Here is a 19799-nt window from a genome sequence, read left to right on the forward strand (position 1 = left end):
ACGAGAAGAGAGGCTTCGACGGACAGGCCTAGCCACTCGCCAGTTTCCGGATCAGTTCTGTTGCAAAAGTGCTTGCATCGCGGTGATCTCGGACTGCTGTGCGGCGATGATATCGGTAGCCAATTGCTTGGCGTCGGCGTTGTCGCCATCGGATAGTTCCGATTGGGCCGTCGCGATCGCGCCGGAGTGATGTTCGATCATCATCTTCAGCCACGCGGTGTCGAAGTCCCCATCGCGCAGCCCCTCCAATTGAGCGATCTGCTGCTGGGACATCATTCCTGAATCAACCCCGCCGTGGTCCATTCCATCCATGGAGTCCACAGGGGAGGTGGCGTCGGACGTAGGTTGACCCCATTGTTCGATGAGCGCTGCAATCTGATCCATTTCGGGCCCGCGAGCGGTTTGGATCGAAGCGGCGAGTTCGAGTATTCGAGGATTGGTGGTGCGACTGTCAACCATCTTTGCAATCTCGACGGCCTGTGCGTGATGTGGATACATCATCGCGACGAACTGCATATCCGCGCTGTTGGCGCCGTTGGGCTGCGAGGCCGCGGAGGAGTTGGACATGTTTCCGCTGTCGTTGCTCGACATTTGGCTCATGTCATGGCCGCCGCAGCCGGCGATCAGCATCAGACCGGCGGCAGACCCCGCTGAGACTGCGATACGTGTGGAAACAGCACGTGTAAGCATCATATTTTTCTCCTGGAATGTGTTGTTGTGCAAAAAATTCTTCTGGGGAGGGGCCGTCGACTCGGATGGTCAGTAGTTCCGCTATGAGCGTCTGTCGTATCCGCAGCGCCGACAGTTGGTTGTGTAGGGGCAAGGTGTCGTGCACGATGCACGTCTGCGGCAACAGGGGAACGTGCAACCCTCCACTCACGCGTGCCGGTATGATCCTTGTCTTCGCGCTCGATGACGACTGTCGCGGTGATCAGCGTGGTGTCGTGCGCGCCGGGCAGGACCAGCGAGGTGACGGTGGAACCTGCAATCAGAAGGTTGCGGTGATCAAGACAAGCGACAGCAGGGGATGAGTGGTTGAACAGACTGCAGGCCAGAGCCACCGCTACCGGTTCGTCACCCTGCGTATGCCGTAGGAATTTCGAAGGCCTGGGCGCGGCCAGTGCGCGGGTGCGACAGAACTGGCAGGGGTGAATGAACGAGTAAGGGGAGATCATCGCAGCTTCCGTTCCTATTGCACGGTGACAGTTCACTGGACGTGAATATCTCGTCAGTTCTCCCCCATCAGTTCACTTCGGGGTAGACGAAGGTGCGGGTGATGAGATGTTTTGCATCGCTTAGTGTTTCGGAAACTATTCGTCCAGTTTGGTCGAGGTCGAGCAGTACGTTCATACCCGCAGCCGGATAGCCCAATGCCAGACGGAGTTGCCGTCCGGCGCTGGGTAAGCGCACCGCGATGGGCGCAGTCCCGTCCGCATACGGCTCCTGGGCGAGGAAGAACTCGCTGGACAGACTTAGTTGCTGAGGTTCGGGTCCGACGTTTGCGGCATCACTGGTCACCGATTCGTAAAAGGTCAGATTCTTCTGAGTGCGGGTGATATCTACGGCTCGAGCGAGATCGGTGTCCCCGGACTGAACAGGCCATGGAATTAACATGCTGACCGTCCCGCCCAGCCACCCTGTCGCCGCGGCCTCGAGCGTGAGCATGCTTTCACCCAGTGGCCAATCGGCTTGCGCCACGAAGCATCCGGATCCGCACCCGCGCAAGGGAAGGGAAGTGTTCTGCCCGCTCGCCCGCAGTGCGCCGATCAAGGTGTATTCCTGGTCCGGTTCCTGAGCGTAGTAGTCGACGCGGCGCGGAGTCGACAGTCGAACCACCAGCTGCCCTTCGCTGGCGGCGACGCTCACCCCAATCTGTCCAGCCAATGTTCCCAGCGGCAGAACCGGACCGATGGCTGCAGGTGGTCCCGGCTGGGCGGGTGAATTGGCAGGCGCCGTCGAGACTAATGCAGCACTGATGGCGAGCACGGAGATCAGGAGGATGCTCTCGATACGAATCTGATTGCGCAGTTTGCCCACTTGTTCAGTTCTGCGCATCGTCCGCCGTGCAGATATCGCCACACCCGAGGCGGCGATGACGAAGAGTAGTTTGACCGTCAGAAGTTGCCCGTACGGGGTGGAAAACATTGCGGCAACGGGGATCAGCAACAATGCCGAGATCGTACCGGTGGTCACGACGACGATGAAGGTCCACAGCGCAAGTCGTGTGTAACCGGCCACGACCCACCGAACCGGGGCATGCTGACCCCGCCACGCGAATGCAGTGCGAACCGTGTGGAGCAAAGCGCCGACCCAGATTGCCGCTGCCGCGAGATGAACGGCGGTGAGAAACGCGCCCCATCCGGGAGCGACGACGTTTGCGTGCGAGCGCAGCCCTTCGGCGGCAATGACCAGCAGAAGGGCTGCGCTCGCAAGTCTGGGGCTCCCCGCGGCTTTCAGCGCCAAGGCCAACATGAGCCCACACGTCTCTACGAGCAAGATGATGCCCGCACGTTCTTGCCATAGCGCAGCAACGCTGGACGAAGCGGCGAGCGAAACCATAAGGCCTGCAACACCTACCAAAGCAATACAAGCGCCGGCCGGAAACCAGGTGCGCAACTTCTTCAACGAAGGGTTCTCGGCGTGCGGTACAGACGACAATCTCTCCGCGACAAGTGTCCCGAGCGCGAGGGCGAACCCGACGAACAGCAGCCACCGGAGCACGGTTTCCGTCCACGAGGTCGAGGCGCTGTCGTCGCCACCGCCACCGCCGCTGTCGGTCAAAGCGAGGCCGACGGCAAACCGAAAGTCTTCCTCGACGAGGTCACCATCTGCGCCGATCACTTGCCACCGGACGGTGTAGGTGCCCGGCGACGGAGCATCCGAGAGCCGGGAAGTGATTGCACGGCCACCTTTGGACGACTCTGCTGCCTCCATCGGGCTCTCACGGCCTGCGCCGTCCAGGACTTTGATCGCATCGGTCCCGGCGGTGACTTGTTCGTTGAAGATCAGGGTGATGGCTTGCGGAGGCTCGGAAACGGCAGTCTCCGAGCCAGGTTCGGTAAAGAGCAGCGTGGGGTGAGCGTTGGCGATGCCGGCGCCCAGAACCACAAGGACTCCCGCAACGAGCACAAGTGTGATGCTCTGGAACATTCGAACGAACAACGACATGTTCAGGTCAGTTCAAGGCATACAGAGACTGAGAAGTCGCCGCGTACGCGCTGTCGTAACTCGCCGCAGTCAACGCTTCGACTGCTCCGACATTAGCGCGCTTCTCCCAGCCTTTTCCCTCCCTGCTCCGCCAGGCGAATCCATCTTGATCGACCCCCCACAGTGCATCCGAGGAGCCCGCGATCAGCACCATGGACGGCGCTCCAGCGAACTTTGTGAAGGTGCGCCCGTCGTCGCTGCTGTACTGCAGCCCTGACGAGGTGACAGCCCATGTCCCACTCTCGGTGAGAGCGAGGGACGCCACACCCAGGGCACCGCCGGATTCCCACGACTTTCCCTGATCCTTCGACACCGTGACACCTCTGGCCCCGTCGAAGCCGACGAGTGTCGTGCCATCTGTAACCAGAGAATGAAAGTCGACCTGTCCCGCGAGCGAGCTATCCGTCCAGGTTCGGCCGCCGTCGTTGCTGGTGCGTAGGCCAAGTGGGTTGGCTGCGGTACTGGACGGTCCCGGGTGCCCTGAGGAAAAGAGCGTGTCACTGCCCGCCACGCCCGCCAACCCCATCAAATCGTCGTCGGAATCACCCACTCGCACTGTGTCGCCCGAATCTCCGATCGCGAACAGTCCGCGATGCGTACCCGCCAAGATGGTGCCATCGGCGTTGATATGCAACCCGTGCAGATGGTCAAGTTCGGGTGTGAGCTCCACCCCTGGTATGGGCGGGACGATGGACTGGCCGGCCTTGTCGTCGTTTCCCTGCGTCGAACAAGCCGCAAGAGAAACGGCGATGAGAGCGGCGCCGACGAGCCCCACGATTGGGGACGTTCGCGCACGACGACTATTGGGCATCTGGGTGTCTCGTCCTGTATTCGAAGGGATGGCAACATTTCCGGGCGACTGGTACCTTATCTACTAAGATGCATAGTAGATGAGGGTGTTGGCTGGCTGCGAATTCACCCCCTGCAATGGTCTAGTGCAAGGGAAATGCTCGCCGTCGAAGCCCCTGATCTGATACGGCAGGGAGGTGCAATTGGTCTGGTCCCACGCACGGGTCGACGGGATGACGGCGCATCGCGTCATTGGTGGCGCAACCGGCGGTGGGCAGGAAGTTTGAACACAGGGCGGGTGCAGCGGTACTGCCTAGCCCTGGTGGCAGGAATGATTGAGAGTTCTTCTCGTGTGGTCACTTACCCGGAGATCTTGCAGTTGGCGAAGCGCCCATACAGACGGGATGCTGCTCAACGTGCCTTCGTGTGTGCCACTGCTGCACTACACCGTAGCCAGGGCAGGTCCAATCGATTGTCGCCCACCATGGAGACGACGTGATTTCGCGTCTGGCCCACTACGGGCGACGAGACCAGGGGAATCTCGTGGGCACAACTAATCCGGTTGGTCCAGGCCGTCGTGACTATGCGACCCACGGATACATCAGCGCAAAGGACTTGTACCTCAAACGCCTCAAGCGTATTGAGGGTCAGTCGCGAGGGCTGCAGCGAATGGTTGAAGAAGAAAGGTGCTGCATTGACATCCTTACCCAAATATCGGCGATGAAAAAAGCGCTGCATGCAGTAGCTATGGAATTGCTCGAAGACCATCTCAGTCATTGTGTCGTCGATGCCGCCGCAAGAGGGGGCGCCGAATCCGACGCCAAGATCAGGGAGGCCGCCGAGGCGATCAGACGGCTCGTGAATTCGTGAGGACCCTCCCATCTGATGTCCGAAACGATCTACTAGTCGGTGGGGCGGAATTTCGATGCCGTTTTATCGAAAGTCATTTACTTAGAATGTAGTTACGATCGAATCATGTTTTTTGAATGCGGGAGCGGGCGGCACATAGGGAAGCACTCCGCATGTTCCGTATTCCGGAGCGATTTCTGCTCGCCACAACCGGGATCCGAGGTCCTCGACGGGAATCGAGTTCATGATGAGCGCGTGCGGTGGCAGTCCCCACCGGGTGGGGATCGCCGAAGCATCATGGTGGCGCACCCGGGCTTATCGTGGGCCTGGGGTATCTGACGGTGATGGGCTCGTCGTGGTGGTGCTCGGTGTCGAGGATCCGTCACTTATGTACAGGGTGATGGTGGAGCCCGGAAGTGCCGCTCCCGACGGAGCTGTCGCGGTTGCTGTCCCTCTCGCGCTCGGACTTGACGTGAGGGAGACCGTCACTTTGAACCCGGCGTTCTGCAACAGAGATGTTGCGGCGGACTCGGTCATCCCGACCACGTCGGGTACCTGATCCCCGGCCGAACCGCGAACATATTTCTGGTCCAGCGGGGGTAGCGTGATGGGTCCGAAGTTGCTCGCGATCGGTCCCATCGCGTTGTACCACGTTCGGGCAGGTTCATTGCCGCCGTACAAATCGTCATTGGTGAACTCGTTTCGCTTGTGCACTGGCACCGACACTGAATTACTATCATGCATAGTAATTCATGTTCTCGTTCTTTCACCCCGCCGAACCCGGTACATGCCTCTGAAGAGTGCCGAAGCGGCGAGAGAAAGCACGATCGCAGACAACGCGAGTTCCGGAATCGAACCCACACGTGTTGCCAACGTGAGATCGGAGCGAACGGCGATCTCGTCGGTCAATGCTTGTGCTGTGAAGATCTCGCTCTGTTGACGCACCACACCCGCTGGCGTGATGATTGCGCTGACACCGCTGGTTGCTGCGATCAGCACACTGCGGCCGTGTTCGACCGCCCGCACCCGCGACATGGCCAGCTGCTGAAAGGTCATCTCGGTCCGGCCGAAGGTCGCGTTGTTGGTGGGAACCGCGATGACGGTGGCTCCTGCCTTGACGGACTCGGTCACCAGATCGTCGAAGGCCACCTCGTAACACGTGGCAACAGCTACCTGAATTCCGTTGAGGTCGACGACGCCGTTCCCGTTCCCGGCAACGAAATTGCCCGCAGAATCGGCATATGACGACACCGCACTAACGATCGATCGGAGCGGCAGGTACTCCCCGAAGGGCACAAGCTGCCGCTTGATGTGTTGCTGCCCAGGGCCGTCCGTCGGATCCCAGACCATGGCACTGTTGATCGATGTTCCTGGCTCGCCCTGCAGGACCGTACCGACCAGGATCGGGGCGCCGATAGAACGGGCTGCTCGGTCCAGTCGATCCGCCGCATCCCGATTCGTCAAAGGATCTATATCCGAAGCGTTTTCGGGCCAGATGACAAGTCGTGGCCGGGCTGCTCGGCCCGCTGTGACCTCAGCTGCGAGTTGTTCGGTGCGGGCAACATGATTGTCGAGCACCGCTCGGCGTTGGGCGTTGAAATCGAGGCCGAGTCGCGGCACGTTGCCCTGAACGACGGTCGCAGTGACGACCTCGTCAGGGGCGGCACCGGGAGAACCGGTCACCAATGCACTCACAAAGATGAGGACGATGCAAGCGCCACCTTTCGCCAATGCTTGCCATCGAACATTCAAGGGCCCAGCCAGTGACCAGGCGATGAGTGTTCCGATCAGTGCAGTCACGAAGGAAAGACCTGGCGCCCCCGCGATCGAAGCCAACGGCAGCAGCGGGCCGTCTGCCTGCCCGAAGGCCAAACGCCCCCACGGGAAACCGCCGAACGGAACTCGGCTACGAAGTGCTTCTGCGGTGACCCATGCACCCGCAATCCACACCGGGGAAAGCGGAGCGTGGCCGACGGCCACCGCCAGTACGCCGAACACTCCGAACGCGAGCGCTTCAATCGCCGCCAACGCCAACCAAGGCGTTGCACCCACGTACGCTCCGACCCATGGCAGCAAGGGAACGAAGAATCCCAGTCCCGCGGCATAGCCGAATCCGAAACCCGCACGGAGACTGCGCCCCTGGAGAACGACGGTCAGCAGGGCGATGGCTACAGGGGCGAGAAACCACAGCGTGCGCGGCGGAAAGCTGAGAAACAGCAGCCACCCAGCGCCCACCGAAAGAGCGAGACGCAAAGCGATCCCACCGTGGTGCCGTTTGGGGCGACCACTCTTCAGGCATGCATCTAATTCACTGTCGGCAGTGATCGCACGGTCGACCGAAAGGACCCTCACAGGCCCGCTCTCGTAGAAGGAGAACTGCGCTGGTCAGTCAACAATTTCTCACAGAGATCGTCGAATTCGCCGCCCCAGCCGGCATGATCGGTCCGCGCGAGTCCACCGAGTTCGAGATCAGCCTGCTCCGGTCCCGTCCCCGGGCGTAGGCGGATCCACACTCGCCGCCTCCTGATCACGAGCGAGATCAGAAGTCCGAGCATCATCGTGATCGCAAAGACGAGAACCCACTGTTGCGCAGGGTCGTACGACACCTGCAGATTGGCGAATTCCTTGGCGCCGTCGAACCGAACCTGTGTTCCATCGGTGAGAGTCCGCGTCTCTCCAGGGCGGAGGTTCACACGATCTTGTTTGACCAGCCTTCCTTGGTTGATCATTTCCTTGTTCAACGAGAAGATCGATTGCGGGATGCCGGTGTCCAGACCCGTATCGCCCTTGTAGATGTCGATCGCGACCGCAGGGTCACGCGCATCGGGAAACGACGAAGTCAGAAGCGTCCCGCTGAAGGAAGCGGTCGGCGCGAAGAGTCCCTCGATGGCGATCTGATTCTTCCGGCGCTCGTCCGGATTCGGAAACGATCCACCTGGCGGATCGAACCGCAACGCCCCACTGCTCAGGAACGTGACCGCATCGTCCGGTTGAAACTGCATCGTCTCGGTACGGGACTGTCCGTCGGGAAAAGTGACGGTGAACTGCGGCGCGTACCCATGGCCGGTCAGATAAACACGGGCACCGTCGGTACGCAGCGGTTCGTTGACCCGAAGACGATAGTCTTTCCAGGTATTGGTCGCGATATCCTGCCCGCTCTGATACGAAATGTTGGAGGTGAACATTTCGGCCTGACCGGTATCGAGATAATCTGCGGAAAAGTCGTTGACCTTGATGCAAAAGGGCGCGAGACCCGTGCCGTCAGTAGCACTTCCCGCGCGGAACGAGTCGTACACGGCAGGTGACGTATTACAGAAACCGGGGCCGCCGTCGGCAATGACGATCACCGAACCCTCGTACCCCACCAACTTGCCGATCGCGACGGTGACGAGCAACCCGATCAGCGAGAAGTGGAACACCAGATTCCCGGCCTCACGCAGATACCCCTTCTCCGCGGAAACCGCTACCTCGGAATCCTTTTCGGACCTGACCGCTACCCGCCAGCCCTTGAGCGACTGCCGCACTCTGGTGAGGGCCTCGTCATGCGAGATGTCAACTACGCCGCGAAAATGGTGAGGCAACCTGGACAGATTTCGAGGCGCTCGCACAGGTTGGCTCCGAAGCGCGCCGAGATGCGCCTGCAAGCGTGGAACCAGACAGCCGATGAGAGAGAGAAACAGCAGGACATAGATCGCAGTGAACCAGAAGCTGGAAAAGACGTCGAACAACTCCAGCTTGTCGAATAGCGGGCCGAGGGTTGGCTGCGCCGCGATGTACTGGGAAACTTTCTGTACGTTGAGATTTCGCTGAGGCAACATAGCACCGGGAAGTGCTGCGAGCGCCAAGAGGAACAGGAGCACGAGCGCGGTACTCATCGACGTCAACCTGCGCCAATTCTGGCGCAGTAGCCGAACGCTTTCTCGGATCATCAGTCTCGGGAGGCGACGGATGCGACCTCCCGCGGTGGCGCTATCTGTCATATCGGCAACACGACCGAACTGACGAATTCGTTGCGCAACCAGCCGACGAACATGCCCCACACGCCGGTGACCAGTGCGAGCCCGACAGCGACGAGCATTATTCCGCCGACGATCTGAATCGTCCGTGAATGGCGTTTGAGCCACCCGACGCCGCGGAGCGCCTTCGCCGACCCGAACGCCAGCACGATAAACGGAAGTCCCAATCCCAGACAGTAGGCGACAATCAGTATCACGCCCCGCGCTGCTGTCGTGCCTTCAGTTCCGGCCGCAACCGAAATAACCCCAGCGAGGGTGGGGCCGAGACACGGTGTCCAACCCAACGCGAACACGCCCCCCAACAAGGGAGCGCCGGCAAGGGATGAGATACGCCGCGGGGCGAACCGTGCGTCTTTCTGCAAGGCAGGAATCAAGCCGATGAACGTCAACCCCATCACGATGGTGATCACACCACCCACCCGTTGGAGCAGGTCTTCGTTGATACGAAGGGTGCCGATCACCCCGAACACCGACGCGGTGGCGAGAACGAACACCACGGTGAATCCGGCAACGAACATCGTTGCCGCGCCGGTAACCCGCCATCTGCCTGCAGGTTCCGAGGTCTCGTCGCCACGGGTCACCGCTGGAGAATCAGCTCCGGAAATGCCGGCCAGATACGACAGATATCCGGGAACGAGCGGCACCACACACGGCGATGCGAACGACACCAGACCGGCCAGAATGCACGCTGCTACGGCGAGCAGTAACGGGCCGCTCGCGGCGGCTGTCTGGAAGCTGGACCCGACACCTTGGGCGAGTTCGTTCACCGCTCGGCCGCCACACGCTCGATGACCGGTTGCAGATCCTCGGTGAGAAGTGCGCGAAGAAACACAGCGGCGACGCGCTGTCTGCGATCCAACACCAAGGTGGAGGGAATCACGCTTGTCGGATAGTTTCCGCCGAGCGCTGTCAAAGTTCTCATCGACGGGTCGTAGATCGAGGGGTAGCTCACGCTGTTGTCGACGACGAAGTCCTGGGCCTTGTCTCGTTGAGGATCCCGAACATTGATCCCGAGAAACTGAACACCGAGACTTTCGGTTGCTTCGTACGCGCGCTCGAGATCGTCGGCCTCGGACCGGCACGGGGCGCACCATTGCCCCCACAGATTGATCACGACGACCTGACCGGCGTAATCAGTGAGTGAAATATCGCTACCGTCGGCCATGAGGTCAGGTCCGGCCAATACACCGATCATGTTTCGCGATTCGGGCGGGTCGTACAAGATATCGGTTTGTCCTCCCGGTGACACGAAATCGAAATTCGCACCCGAAGCGACTGCATCGGTGCCGGTTGCACATCCACTCGCGGCGACGACGATCGCAGTGAGAATAGCGACCAGTGGGAGGATGCGGGTCGGTTTTCCGAGTACGCGTTGTCTCGATTTGCGAGGGAGTGCGGGGGCATTCATTTCATCAACTCACTTACAGCGGAGCGTATTTGTGTCAATGGCCACGAAGTTCTCCCCGTAGGCGGCCAGTAGTTCTCCCCGCTGGTGGCCACGGGTTCTCCCCGGTGGCGGCCAGTTGTTTTTCCCCACCCGCTTTCTGATTTGGGTTAGCTGAAGGGCTTCACCCCCTTGCCGGTGGTGGCTTCGGTGAGGCGGAAGGAGTCGCCGTCGGTGACGACGACGTGCGCATGGTGCAGGAGCCGGTCAACGGTGGCGGTGGCCAATGTTTTGGGCATGATCTCGTCGAAGCCGGAGGGGTGCAGGTTGCTCGAGACGGCAATCGCTCGGCGTTCGTAGGCAGCGTCGACGAGGCGATAGAATCCTTCGGCGGCGTCTTCAGAGACCGGGAGCAGACCGATGTCGTCGACGATGATCAGGTCGGAGCGGATGATCCTCGTCAGGGCTCGGGCGATGGAGTCGTCGGCACGGTGCCGGCGGACCAGGGCACCGAGGTCTTCGATGGTGAACCAAGACACCGCCAGCCCAGCTTCGACTGCGGCCTGCCCGAGTGCCTCGGTGAAGTGAGACTTGCCAGTTCCCGAAGGCCCACAGACGCAGAAACATTCACGCCGCCCGACCCACTCCAGGGTGCGGAGCGCGTCCTGGGTGGCGCGGGGAATCGACGATTTCGTTTCGTCCCAGTCGCCGAAGGTCTTGCCGGTAGGGAAACCCGCGCGTTTGCGGCGAGTGTGCAGGTTCGCCCGGTCCCGGCCGGCGGCTTCCTCAGCGAGGAGAACCCGCACGACTTCGGCGGGGTCCCAGCGTTGGGCTTTCGCGGTCGGGATGATATCGCTCAAGGACCTGCGGATATGGGGCAGTTTCAGGCGTTTAGTCAGGTCGATCGCCTCGGCCAACGGGTCGCCGTTAGCGCTGGTAACAGTGCGCAAAGGGGTGCTCATCAGGCGTCATCGCTTTCATCGTCAGTAGTGGCTGGGCTGGCCGGCGCTGGTGTCTGGCCGAAGGTGGACCAGGCGGCGGTGCCCGGTTGCAGAGTGTGGTTCCGCTGCGACGGACCGGATCAGCGTGTTCGTGGGTGACTTGGTAGTCGAGGATCGAGATCAGGTCCCGATCGGCGAACCGGCCGGTCATCGCCGCCGTCCCCAACGCTCTGTCGACTGCGTCCGGGGAGTGCAGCTTCGAAAGGTCCACGGCCTCGGCCATCTTCGCCTGATGCGGCGCGCTCCCGCGGCGGCAGCCTCGACCAGCCAGCTGTTGGCACCCTGGCCCAACTGTAGGAAGGCGAGCTGGGCGGCGGTACGAGGCTTGGGCACCCGGTCGGCGGCGTCGCGGTCTGGGCGGGGTGGGTAGTGGTCGTTGTCGAGGACCGGTGAACCGGGTTGGCCGCGGCGGTGCCGCGCGACTTCGACTGCACCGCCATCATTGTCGACGGCGGTCACGATCAGCTCCTCACCATGGAAGCGGGCCCAGACCCGAGTGTCGATCAACGTGTGCGGCACCGAATACCGCACCCCTTCCACCGAGATCGTCGACTCCCAGTTCACCCGCCGGGTAGTGCCGAACACCGCGGTGAACGGAGATTTCGGCAGCGGATGCAGCCGCTGCAACTCTTCGGCCAGCCGCTCGACCGGCCGCCGCCGAGTAGAGCTGTGGACGCGGGTGTTGACGTCGGTGCAGAACTGCCGGCAAGCCGACTCGAGCTCACCGAAAGAGTGATACTGCTCGCGCAGGTTCACCTCCTTCGGCAACAGGTCGGCTTTGGCGATCCGCACCGTCGCCTCACTTCCTCCCTTCGACTCCGGATCAGCAGGTAAACACGTCCGCAGCGTCGTGCCGTAATGCCGTGCCACCTCCACGATCTCCGGATTGCGGACCGCGATCCCGGCCACGTGATCGATCGTCGCGGTCTTCTCGTTGTCGGTGAGGACATAGACCGGAACCCCGCCCAAGCGGCGGAATGTCGCATCCAAACACGCCGCCACCGTCGGCAATGTCTTGTCCCAGATCGGGATCACCACCCGAAATCGCGACCACGCCAACCATGCGCAGAACAACGTCGTCTTCCGGCCGGAAATCGTTGGCCCGTCACCGAAGTCGTACTGTAACCACAGCCCAGGTTCGGTTACCCACGGCCGATACACTCGCCGCCGACCAGCCCGAAACTGGGCCTTCGCCTCCGCGACCGTCCGGCGCGTGGTCCGCTCACCGCCGGTGAACCCCAGCGCGACGATCCGTTCGTGGATGACATCCGCGCGGACCTTGCCCTGCGAGCGGACCACCAACTCCTCGATCTTCGGCAGAAAGTCGTCGATCGCCCGCGCTCGATGCCGCCGGCGGTCCGGCGGCTGCCCCGCAGCGCGCATCTGCACATACCGGGCCACCGTGTGGTGATCACACCCAGCCAGCTCCGCCGCCGCCCGATAACTACCCGTGAGGTCGTACGCCTCCAAAATTTCCATGATCTCCCTGCTCGATTTCATCCACCCAGCGTTGCCGGGACCGAATCTGACTCACAGCAGGTGGGGAACTATCTGGCCGTACGCGGGGAGAAACCATGGCCACAAAATGCGCCATAAATGGCCGCCAGTGGGGAGCTTACGATGGCCGTCGACATATTTGGTCAGTGTTTTCGAAAACCATGGGGGTTGTAATCTGTTCGACGGACCCGTCTTGTTGGACGAGAAAGCTCAGCGGCAGAACTGGCGGCGCCGATAGCGCAATTCCGATGTCGTCGACCGCAGCGAACGAGGGATAGTGCACGCCTGCAGCGGTGAGAAGCGCTAGTGCTGTGGACATGTCGTCCTGGACGTTGATCCCGACTACTCGGATGGAGCCCGGAGTACCTGCATAGTCATTCAGGACCGGGATTTCCGATCGGCACGGCCCGCACCACGAGGCCCAGAGGTTGATCAGGGTCGGCTCCCCGGACAGCGCTGCACCGAGGTCGACCACAGTATTCTCGCCAAGACACGTCGCTTTGATTCCCAGGAGTTCTCCTCCAGCGGGCGGTACTGCCGGGGCCACAGGACAGGGAACCGCTGCTGCCGCGGACTTCGAGGAAAACCCCGAGTCGACGCGATCTTCATCTGCCTGGGCGGCCGGAGGCACTTGAGGCCGGGTCGAGGAATGGGTCTCGGTTGACGTTGATCGAGGCCAGATCGCCACGACGAGAAGACCGATCACAACCAGGAAGAGCAGGAACCACCGAGACTGTGCCTGCATGCACTTCCTCCAAGCGTGGTGCGGTGAACCGGGACAACACTGAACTACTATTGTGCATAGTAGACATATGGTTCGTTCTGTCGCCCCCGCCAACCAGAGGCGGGATCCGAACCCGAGAATCGAGCATCGTGAAACGCCAGTCCGCTCCGAAGGGCCGTATCAATCCACCAGTCAGCCCAGAAATTGCGGCACTGGGTGCCCATCAAGCACCGCAGACGCGCGTGGCGCGGATCAACCGTGTAGCACGGTCAAAGCTCGTGCGTCTGGTGATGTACTACACCGCGGTTCGACTCGCCCTGATCGCCGGCCTCGCAGTGATCATCATGGGAATCAACGCCATACTCGAACTCGAAATCCCCGGTGTGTTAGCACTGTTCGGGGCGGTGCTGCTCGGATTCGCCATCTCTGCGATCGCGTTCCGGTCATTGCGCCGCCGGATCAATGAAGAAGTGATGGTCGTAGATGAAAAACGGCGTGCAATGCGCACCCGGTGAAGGGTTCCCTCCGGTTAGGTGCGCGTGAAAGCTCCAGTAACGAAAATGCCCAGCATCGGTGCCACAACCTGTCTTTTTTGGACGTATGACCGCTCAAAGCTGCCTTCCTGGGTGATGCCGAGGGCGCGCGATCATGCATTGATTGGCATTGGGATGAAGATGTCAGGTGACGGGATCAGGTGCGGAGTCGGCGGTATCCGTGGTGGTCTCGAGTTTCGGAATCGGTACAAGCTGCGGGATCAGGCGGACGAGACTCGAGCAGGCGCAGTACGGAGGACCGTTGAGTCAGCTCGCCCTTGTGAGGAACCCCGGGGCTGCTGCTGGAGACGACCCTGTTGGGACCACCGGTGGGTGGCCGATACTTTCACTCATCGCCCTCTACATCAGCTGTGGGCGCAGCCATACCGAACGCACCCCTCAGTGCAGCAACGGTAGGAGCGCCACCGACCTCGCCCGTGGAATCTCGATAGAGCCTGCATGACACGTTGGGGACCTGGTCCGGTTCGGCAAACGGATCGCGGCCGTCGACGAGCAACGTCGGCGATCCGGTCATGCCCGCAAGCCTTGCGGATCGAGGATCGTCGACGATTACGTGGCGCAGTTCCCAATCGATGGACTCCTCCGCGAGAACGTGCTCGATCCGTTGTTCGAGGAGCTGCACGTTCGGGCAGTCCGGGACTTGCAAAATTTCAAGGTGCATCATGGTGTTCCTCCGTCGGCGTGTGGTTTCGAGTATGCGGCAGTGCAGGACAGCTCGCGGTAAACGAAACCCAGGACTGGTAGGTCTGCATTTTCTCGGCAAGATCGTCAGGTATCGGCATCGGTGTCATAAGACCGGCACGAGTTCGTTCGGTGTTGCCCTCCGGATAGCGGCCCAGTGCGGATCCCGGGGCGGCGACGACGATGATGCGAAGAACCTGCCCGACGGCTTCGCGGCAGTCACGCTGATGTAAGGCCAGGGGAGCATGGCGAGGTGGTTTGTGTGGCCATGGACAGGGCTGGGAGAGGACATGTGTGCGTTCGAGGTGATGCCAACGCTGGGTGTCATCGCTGGTGCGGCCGGCTGCGGTCCTCTTTGCGGGCCGAAACGCGACGGCGCTGTGTCGGTCGTGCAAGCGATGCGCTTCGTGTAGACACTGCGCAATTGTGCGAGCATTCGGTTCATCGGATGCAGAGCCGGCGGCAGGTGCTGCAGGTCTTCGCCCATCAGAGCAACATCGGCGGTCTCGATGGCCACGTCGGAACCCATCGCGCCCATGGCAATGCCCAAGTCGGCGGTGGCCAGGGCGGGGGCGTCGTTGACACCGTCCCCGACCATTGCCGTCGGGCGGTTCGCACGCAAGGTTTCCACGATCCGTGCCTTGTCCTCCGGGCGCAGGTCGGCGTGCACGTCGTCGATCCCGACGTCGGCGGCCAGCGCCTGGGCGGTGCGTTCGTTGTCGCCGGTGAGCATCGCGACGGTGTACCCGCCGCGTCGTAGCCCGGCGATCACCTCATGTGCTTCCGGTCGGAGCTCGTCTCGTACGGCGACTGCCCCGATGACGGTTCCGGCGCGCTCGATCCACGCCACGAGTTCCCGAGACCTCTCACCGATGGCGTGGCCGCCGCACCCGGACTGAGTCGTCTCGACGGATGCGCCGACGTGTGCGTCGGCTACCCAGAAAGCGGTACCTCGCCTGGGCACTCGACGACCCGGACGGCCCACCCCCTCGGGTGGGCGCCCGAGAGGAGCGAACGGCCTACCCGAGCGTATACCCCCAGGGGTACTTGCATACCCCCCTGGGTATATGCAACAGTGGGTAGACGCTCGTCAGAAAGGACTGTCTATGTGTTACCCCGTCCCGTGCCCGATATGCGACAAGATCGCGTGGGCAGGTTGCGATCGACATGTCGACGACGTCACGAAGGATGTTTCACGGCCTCGGCAGTGCACCTGCTCTGCTGAGACCGTTGGTCCTATCGATCGGCGCCAGCGCCTCGCGATCGCTGTTTCGCCGCCAATCCCGGTCGCGAGTGCAAGGGCCTAACCTTCCAATTGGGTCAGGTTTACCGAGGTCTAGCTCGCTCATTTGAATACCCCAGCCCGTATTTTAGGAGAAGTTATGTCTGTGCCCGACACCGTGACGGCCACCGGTCGTGACGATCGTGATCGCGTATCTACACCCGGCATACTCGGACGCCTGGGAAGCGCGATGGTCGCACGCCGCCGATGGGTGTTCGGTGTCTGGCTGATCGCGCTTGTCGCGCTCGGATCTGCAGCGCCGTCGGTTTTTTCGTCACTGGCGGGTGCTGGGTGGCAAGCCAACGGATCCGAATCGGTCCAGGTCCGTGAACTCGCGCAACAGCATTTCGGCGGGAACTCCTCGGCCGCGGTTCAGGTGGTGGTCCATTCGGACACCGCGTCGATCGACGATCCCACCGTGCAGCAGAGACTCATCGACGTCACAGCTGTGTTCGACGGTGACACCCGGTTCGGTGCCGTCATCGCCCCACAGCCTGGTATGACCATCAGCCCCGACGGCCACACCGGCATCCTCATCGCCGGCGCCAACGCAAACGCGGACGACATGGTCAAAGCCGTCGACGATGTCAAAGACGAGCTGACCGCACTCTCCGGCGACGGTATCGAGGTCTATCCCACCGGATCCTCCGCGTTGTGGTCCGACTTCAACAAAGCCAACCACGATGCGATGATTCAGGCTGAACTATTCTCTTGGCCAGTCACTTTGGCGATCATGGTGCTCGCATTCGGCTCCCTCGTCGCTGCCGGGCTGCCGCTGTTGCTCACAGTGGCCGGACTCGTCGCCTCCGCCGGCGGTTTGGTGCTGCTCAACGAGGTCACACCGATCTCGGTATGGGCGATGAATTTCGCGATGATGTTCGCCCTCGCTCTCGGCATCGACTACGCCTTGTTCATCGTCGCCCGCTTCCGCGACGCCCTCCGTACGGCCGATCCACGAGCAGCCGTTGCCGAAACCATGGACACCGCAGGCAAAGCGGTGCTCCTGTCCGGACTTACCGTCCTGGTCAGCCTCTCGGCAGTGCTGCTCGTTCCCGCACCGGCCGTGCGCACCATGGCCGTAGGCATCATGCTGGCCGTCACGTTCGTTCTGATCGCCACCATGACACTTCTTCCGGCCACGCTGGGCGCACTCGGCCCCAAGGTCAACGCAGCATCCCTGCCTTACGCGAAACGCCAACAGCACCGATCCCCGAAGTTCGCTGCGTGGGGCGAATTGCTTCACAAGTACCCATGGCCGTTCGCGCTGGTCTCCGTCGGCATCCTCGTCGCCCTGGCCTTACCTGTCCTGGGACTGAAGGTGGCAATGCCGTCCATCGCTGTCGTTCCCGACGATGCGCCCGTTCGGCAAGGTTACGAGTTGGTTCAGGCCCAGTTCGGTGACGGGGCACCCGGCGCGCTGCAGATAGTTGTCCCGTCTTCCGATGCGGCTGCTACCGCCGCGGCAGCGAGCAGCGTCGACGGGATCTCGATGGTCACCCCGCCCACACCATCAACAGACGATTCGAACTACACACTGCTGCAAGCGTTTCCTGCCGTGGACCCTTCCGCAGAGGCCATGGGCACGATCCTCGGTGACCTACGCGCACAACTACCGGAGTCCGCGCTCGTCGGCGGCGCGCCAGCGGAGAACCTCGACCTGCAGCAAGCCCTGAACGACTACCTACCGTTGGTTATCGGGATCATCCTCGCCCTCGGCTTCATCCTGCTGCTCGTCGCTCTGCAGGCACCACTGATCGCGATCCTCGGCACCGCCGTCAGTTTGCTGTCGACCGCCGCAGCGTTCGGGGTTGCGAAGCTGATCTTCCAAGACGGACACGGATCGTCGCTGCTCGGCTTCACCCCTCAAGGTTTCCTCGACGGCTGGGGGCCGGTGTTCTTCTTCGCGATGATCTTTGCCATCGCCATGGACTACACCGTGTTCCTGCTCGCCACCGCGAAAGAACACTACGAGAAGACCGGGGACCCGAAGGCTGCTCAGGTCGACGGCCTCGCGCACTCCGGACGCGTCATCTTCGCCGCTGCGGCGGTCATGGTCGCCGTGTTCTTCACCTTCGCGCTCTCCGATCCGCTCCCACCCAAGGAAATGGGCATCATCCTCGGCGTCGCGGTGTTGCTCGACGCCTTCCTGATCAGGCTGATCCTGCTCCCGGTCCTGCTCCGGCTGAGCGGTCACGCTGCATGGTGGGCACCGGGCTGGCTGCGCAGAATGTTGCCGTCGATCCGCTTCTCGCACTGACCATTACAACACCTCACGGAGGAATCATGACCGATCCGAACATCACGCATTCGAGCACGTCTGCCGGGTGGCCGATCGAACGTATCGTCCCCGCACTGGCCGCCGGCGTCACCGCGACGGGCCTGACCCTCGGCGAACTCCACGCACCACGGTGGAGGCTGCTCAGCGCCTTCGCCGCCGCGAACCTCGCCCTCTACGCCGCGGTCGGCTGGTGCCCGGCAAGTGCGCTTCTCACCAGAGCGGGCGTACCAAGTCTTCGCCACCCCCGAAGCGGATAGGCACACAATTGCCGCAGTTCGACGAACGGAAGGAATTCTCCACCATGACCATCGCACTCTCGACCACCTTGACCGACACCGACTTCGAGACGGCGGTCACCGCCACCAAAGCAGCACTGTCCGAGCAAGGCTTCGGTGTGCTGACCGAAATTGACATGCAGGCCACCCTGAAAGCCAAACTTGGCACAGACATGGAGAAGTATCTGATCCTAGGCGCGTGCAATCCCACGCTTGCACACCGCGCCGTAGGAATCGTGCGTGAGATCGGCCTGCTACTGCCCTGCAACGTCGTCGTCCGTGCCGACACCACCGCCGGATCGGTCATCGTCGAGGCGATGAACCCGGACCTCATGGTCCAAGTGACGGGCGAACCAGCACTGTCAGATGTCGCGGCCGAGGCCACCACCAAACTCCAAGCCGCCCTGGACACGCTCGGCAGTCGGGATGCAGTGCGCAGTTGATGACGTTGACCCTGGCGCTGGCGCTCGGCCTCACCGTCGGAATCCTGCTCGGTCTCCTCGGAGGCGGTGGATCGATCCTCGCTGTCCCGATCCTCGTGTACGCTCTCGGGTTCCCCCTGCCGGAGGCGATACCGACTTCGCTGTTGGTGATCGGTGTCGCCTCCGCGGTCGGGGTCATCTCCAAGGTGCGGGCGCGGCTCATCGAATGGCGACTCGCGGCAATCTTCGCCGCCACCGGAGTCCTCGGCACCCTGGCCGGCACTGCCCTTGGCAAGCATCTACCTGAAACTGCCGTGATGATCGGCTTTGGGATCGTCATGATCCTCGCGGGGGCACGCATGCTGCGCAGCCCCGACAATCCCGGAACCGCCTGCAGGACGAGCAATTCCGGGATCAACTGGCGCCGATGCGCACCTCGGTCCATACCGACCGGATTCGGCGTCGGTGTCCTTACCGGACTGTTCGGCGTCGGCGGGGGCTTCTTGATCATCCCCGCATTGGTTCTGCTGCTGGGAATCGAGATGAGTGTCGCCGTCGGAACCTCTTTGGTGGTCATCGTCGCCAACTCCGCCGCCGGACTCATCGCTCAGGCCGACGGCCTAGGTGGAAACTGGCCCTTGACGGCAGCGTTCGCAGGTTCAGCCATTGCGGGTTCGTTGGTGGCCGGACGATTCGGTACACGCATCGCCACGGACTCACTTCGGCAGTGGTTCGCCTACCTGGTGTTTGTCGTGGCAGGTTACGTCCTCATCGACACTCTCGTTCTCGGATGATCTACCGTGCACCCCGTTGGATGCCCCCGGGGGTAATCTGGCAATT

At 61.9% G+C, this 19799-nt stretch carries 18 protein-coding genes and 2 pseudogenes; 6 read left to right on the top strand and 14 right to left on the bottom strand.

Features of this window, described 5'->3' with window-relative positions:
• Positions 1–51 precede the first annotated feature (51 nt).
• The 3 genes from BH682_RS33870 to BH682_RS33885 all read right to left on the bottom strand — a co-directional run bounded on the left by BH682_RS33870 (position 52) and on the right by BH682_RS33885 (position 4018).
• Entirely contained in the window at positions 52–630 is a 579-nt protein-coding gene (locus BH682_RS33870) for a DUF305 domain-containing protein (protein WP_019747379.1), read from the bottom strand.
• 612 nt (positions 631–1242) lie between these two features.
• Entirely contained in the window at positions 1243–3168 is a 1926-nt protein-coding gene (locus BH682_RS33880; RefSeq protein ID WP_030537779.1) for a copper resistance CopC/CopD family protein, read from the bottom strand.
• A gap of 7 nt (positions 3169–3175) precedes the next feature.
• Positions 3176–4018 carry a F510_1955 family glycosylhydrolase gene (locus BH682_RS33885; RefSeq protein WP_030537778.1) on the bottom strand — a complete coding sequence of 281 codons (843 nt, stop codon included), beginning with the start codon at positions 4016–4018 and terminating at the stop codon, positions 3176–3178.
• 521 nt (positions 4019–4539) lie between these two features.
• Here BH682_RS33885 and BH682_RS33890 point away from each other — a divergent pair.
• Entirely contained in the window at positions 4540–4866 is a 327-nt protein-coding gene (locus tag BH682_RS33890) for a metal-sensitive transcriptional regulator (protein WP_051720984.1), read from the top strand.
• A 294-nt stretch (positions 4867–5160) separates the two neighbouring features.
• On the opposite strand, the gene BH682_RS37245 is transcribed toward BH682_RS33890, so the two are convergent.
• The 8 genes and pseudogenes from BH682_RS37245 to BH682_RS33930 form a co-directional block, all read right to left on the bottom strand.
• On the bottom strand, positions 5161–5589 hold the full coding sequence (locus BH682_RS37245) for a PASTA domain-containing protein (RefSeq protein WP_080712824.1): 429 nt from the start codon (positions 5587–5589) through the stop codon (positions 5161–5163).
• Between the two features lie 6 nt (positions 5590–5595).
• Positions 5596–7104: an apolipoprotein N-acyltransferase gene (lnt, locus tag BH682_RS33900; RefSeq protein WP_231917504.1), complete on the bottom strand. Its 1509-nt coding sequence runs from the start codon at positions 7102–7104 to the stop codon at positions 5596–5598.
• Positions 7105–7193: 89 nt separating this feature from the next.
• Positions 7194–8774 (bottom strand): cytochrome c biogenesis protein ResB, encoded by a 1581-nt coding sequence (gene resB / locus BH682_RS33905; RefSeq protein ID WP_155277976.1) that lies wholly within the window; start codon positions 8772–8774, stop codon positions 7194–7196.
• 47 nt (positions 8775–8821) lie between these two features.
• Positions 8822–9628, bottom strand: coding sequence for a cytochrome c biogenesis CcdA family protein (locus BH682_RS33910; RefSeq protein WP_011133458.1), 807 nt, complete (start codon positions 9626–9628; stop codon positions 8822–8824).
• A complete protein-coding gene (locus BH682_RS33915; RefSeq protein WP_011133459.1) occupies positions 9625–10269 on the bottom strand; it encodes a TlpA disulfide reductase family protein in 645 nt (214 codons plus the stop codon). Before BH682_RS33915 ends, BH682_RS33910 begins: the two co-directional genes overlap by 4 nt.
• Before the next feature lie 146 nt (positions 10270–10415).
• Complete coding sequence (gene istB / locus BH682_RS33920) at positions 10416–11207, bottom strand: IS21-like element IS1415 family helper ATPase IstB (RefSeq protein ID WP_003944771.1); 792 nt, start codon at positions 11205–11207, stop codon at positions 10416–10418.
• A pseudogene (gene istA, locus BH682_RS33925) lies at positions 11207–12746 on the bottom strand (IS21-like element IS1415 family transposase). The gene istB and the pseudogene istA overlap by 1 nt, the downstream one beginning before the upstream one ends.
• Positions 12747–12861: 115 nt before the next feature.
• Positions 12862–13488, bottom strand: coding sequence for a TlpA family protein disulfide reductase (locus tag BH682_RS33930; protein ID WP_030538068.1), 627 nt, complete (start codon positions 13486–13488; stop codon positions 12862–12864).
• A gap of 128 nt (positions 13489–13616) precedes the next feature.
• Here BH682_RS33930 and BH682_RS33935 point away from each other — a divergent pair, with 128 nt between their 5' ends.
• A complete protein-coding gene (locus tag BH682_RS33935) occupies positions 13617–13982 on the top strand; it encodes a DUF4229 domain-containing protein (protein WP_019747393.1) in 366 nt (121 codons plus the stop codon).
• 364 nt (positions 13983–14346) lie between these two features.
• Here the strand turns inward: BH682_RS33935 and BH682_RS33940 are convergent, their stop codons facing one another.
• The 3 genes and pseudogenes from BH682_RS33940 to BH682_RS36970 all read right to left on the bottom strand — a co-directional run.
• Positions 14347–14685, bottom strand: a complete 339-nt coding sequence (locus BH682_RS33940) for a hypothetical protein (protein WP_003944633.1) — start codon at positions 14683–14685, stop codon at positions 14347–14349.
• The gene (locus BH682_RS36965) at positions 14672–15097 is read right to left on the bottom strand and encodes a DUF3703 domain-containing protein (RefSeq protein WP_087503898.1); all 426 of its coding nucleotides are present in this window, start codon (positions 15095–15097) and stop codon (positions 14672–14674) included. The genes BH682_RS33940 and BH682_RS36965 overlap by 14 nt, the downstream gene beginning before the upstream one ends.
• 56 nt (positions 15098–15153) lie before the next feature.
• Positions 15154–15540: pseudogene (locus tag BH682_RS36970) on the bottom strand (HAD-IC family P-type ATPase); the annotation flags it as partial.
• Between the two features lie 544 nt (positions 15541–16084).
• On the opposite strand from BH682_RS36970, the gene BH682_RS33950 reads away from it, so the two are divergent.
• From BH682_RS33950 to BH682_RS33965, 4 genes are read left to right on the top strand one after another with little or no spacing between them, the layout of a single operon-like run.
• A complete protein-coding gene (locus BH682_RS33950; RefSeq protein ID WP_030538075.1) occupies positions 16085–18241 on the top strand; it encodes an MMPL family transporter in 2157 nt (718 codons plus the stop codon).
• Positions 18242–18267: 26 nt separating this feature from the next.
• A complete protein-coding gene (locus BH682_RS33955) occupies positions 18268–18519 on the top strand; it encodes a YgaP-like transmembrane domain (RefSeq protein WP_003944652.1) in 252 nt (83 codons plus the stop codon).
• 44 nt (positions 18520–18563) lie between these two features.
• A complete protein-coding gene (locus tag BH682_RS33960; protein WP_011133463.1) occupies positions 18564–18980 on the top strand; it encodes a DUF302 domain-containing protein in 417 nt (138 codons plus the stop codon).
• Complete coding sequence (locus tag BH682_RS33965) at positions 18980–19753, top strand: sulfite exporter TauE/SafE family protein (protein WP_190287674.1); 774 nt, start codon at positions 18980–18982, stop codon at positions 19751–19753. Before BH682_RS33960 ends, BH682_RS33965 begins: the two co-directional genes overlap by 1 nt.
• The last annotated feature ends 46 nt before the right edge of the window (positions 19754–19799 follow it).

Origin of the sequence: Rhodococcus sp. YL-1 (assembly GCF_001942025.1) — a bacterium.
In the GTDB taxonomy this organism is placed as follows: Bacteria; Actinomycetota; Actinomycetes; order Mycobacteriales; family Mycobacteriaceae; genus Rhodococcus_F; species Rhodococcus_F qingshengii.

Bases quoted from the DNA above. Each gene is read 5' to 3' on its own strand.
- BH682_RS33960 (WP_011133463.1), top strand. From the start codon at position 18,564: ATGACCATCGCACTCTCGACCACCTTGACCGACACCGACTTCGAGACG.
- resB (WP_155277976.1), bottom strand. From the start codon at position 8,774: ATGATCCGAGAAAGCGTTCGGCTACTGCGCCAGAATTGGCGCAGGTTG.
- BH682_RS33955 (WP_003944652.1), top strand. From the start codon at position 18,268: ATGACCGATCCGAACATCACGCATTCGAGCACGTCTGCCGGGTGGCCG.
- BH682_RS33915 (WP_011133459.1), bottom strand. From the start codon at position 10,269: ATGAATGCCCCCGCACTCCCTCGCAAATCGAGACAACGCGTACTCGGA.
- BH682_RS33870 (WP_019747379.1), bottom strand. From the start codon at position 630: ATGCTGATCGCCGGCTGCGGCGGCCATGACATGAGCCAAATGTCGAGC.
- BH682_RS33940 (WP_003944633.1), bottom strand. From the start codon at position 14,685: ATGATGCACCTTGAAATTTTGCAAGTCCCGGACTGCCCGAACGTGCAG.
- BH682_RS33965 (WP_190287674.1), top strand. From the start codon at position 18,980: ATGACGTTGACCCTGGCGCTGGCGCTCGGCCTCACCGTCGGAATCCTG.
- BH682_RS33880 (WP_030537779.1), bottom strand. From the start codon at position 3,168: ATGTCGTTGTTCGTTCGAATGTTCCAGAGCATCACACTTGTGCTCGTT.
- BH682_RS33930 (WP_030538068.1), bottom strand. From the start codon at position 13,488: ATGCAGGCACAGTCTCGGTGGTTCCTGCTCTTCCTGGTTGTGATCGGT.
- BH682_RS33885 (WP_030537778.1), bottom strand. From the start codon at position 4,018: ATGCCCAATAGTCGTCGTGCGCGAACGTCCCCAATCGTGGGGCTCGTC.
- BH682_RS33950 (WP_030538075.1), top strand. From the start codon at position 16,085: ATGTCTGTGCCCGACACCGTGACGGCCACCGGTCGTGACGATCGTGAT.
- istB (WP_003944771.1), bottom strand. From the start codon at position 11,207: ATGAGCACCCCTTTGCGCACTGTTACCAGCGCTAACGGCGACCCGTTG.
- BH682_RS37245 (WP_080712824.1), bottom strand. From the start codon at position 5,589: ATGCATGATAGTAATTCAGTGTCGGTGCCAGTGCACAAGCGAAACGAG.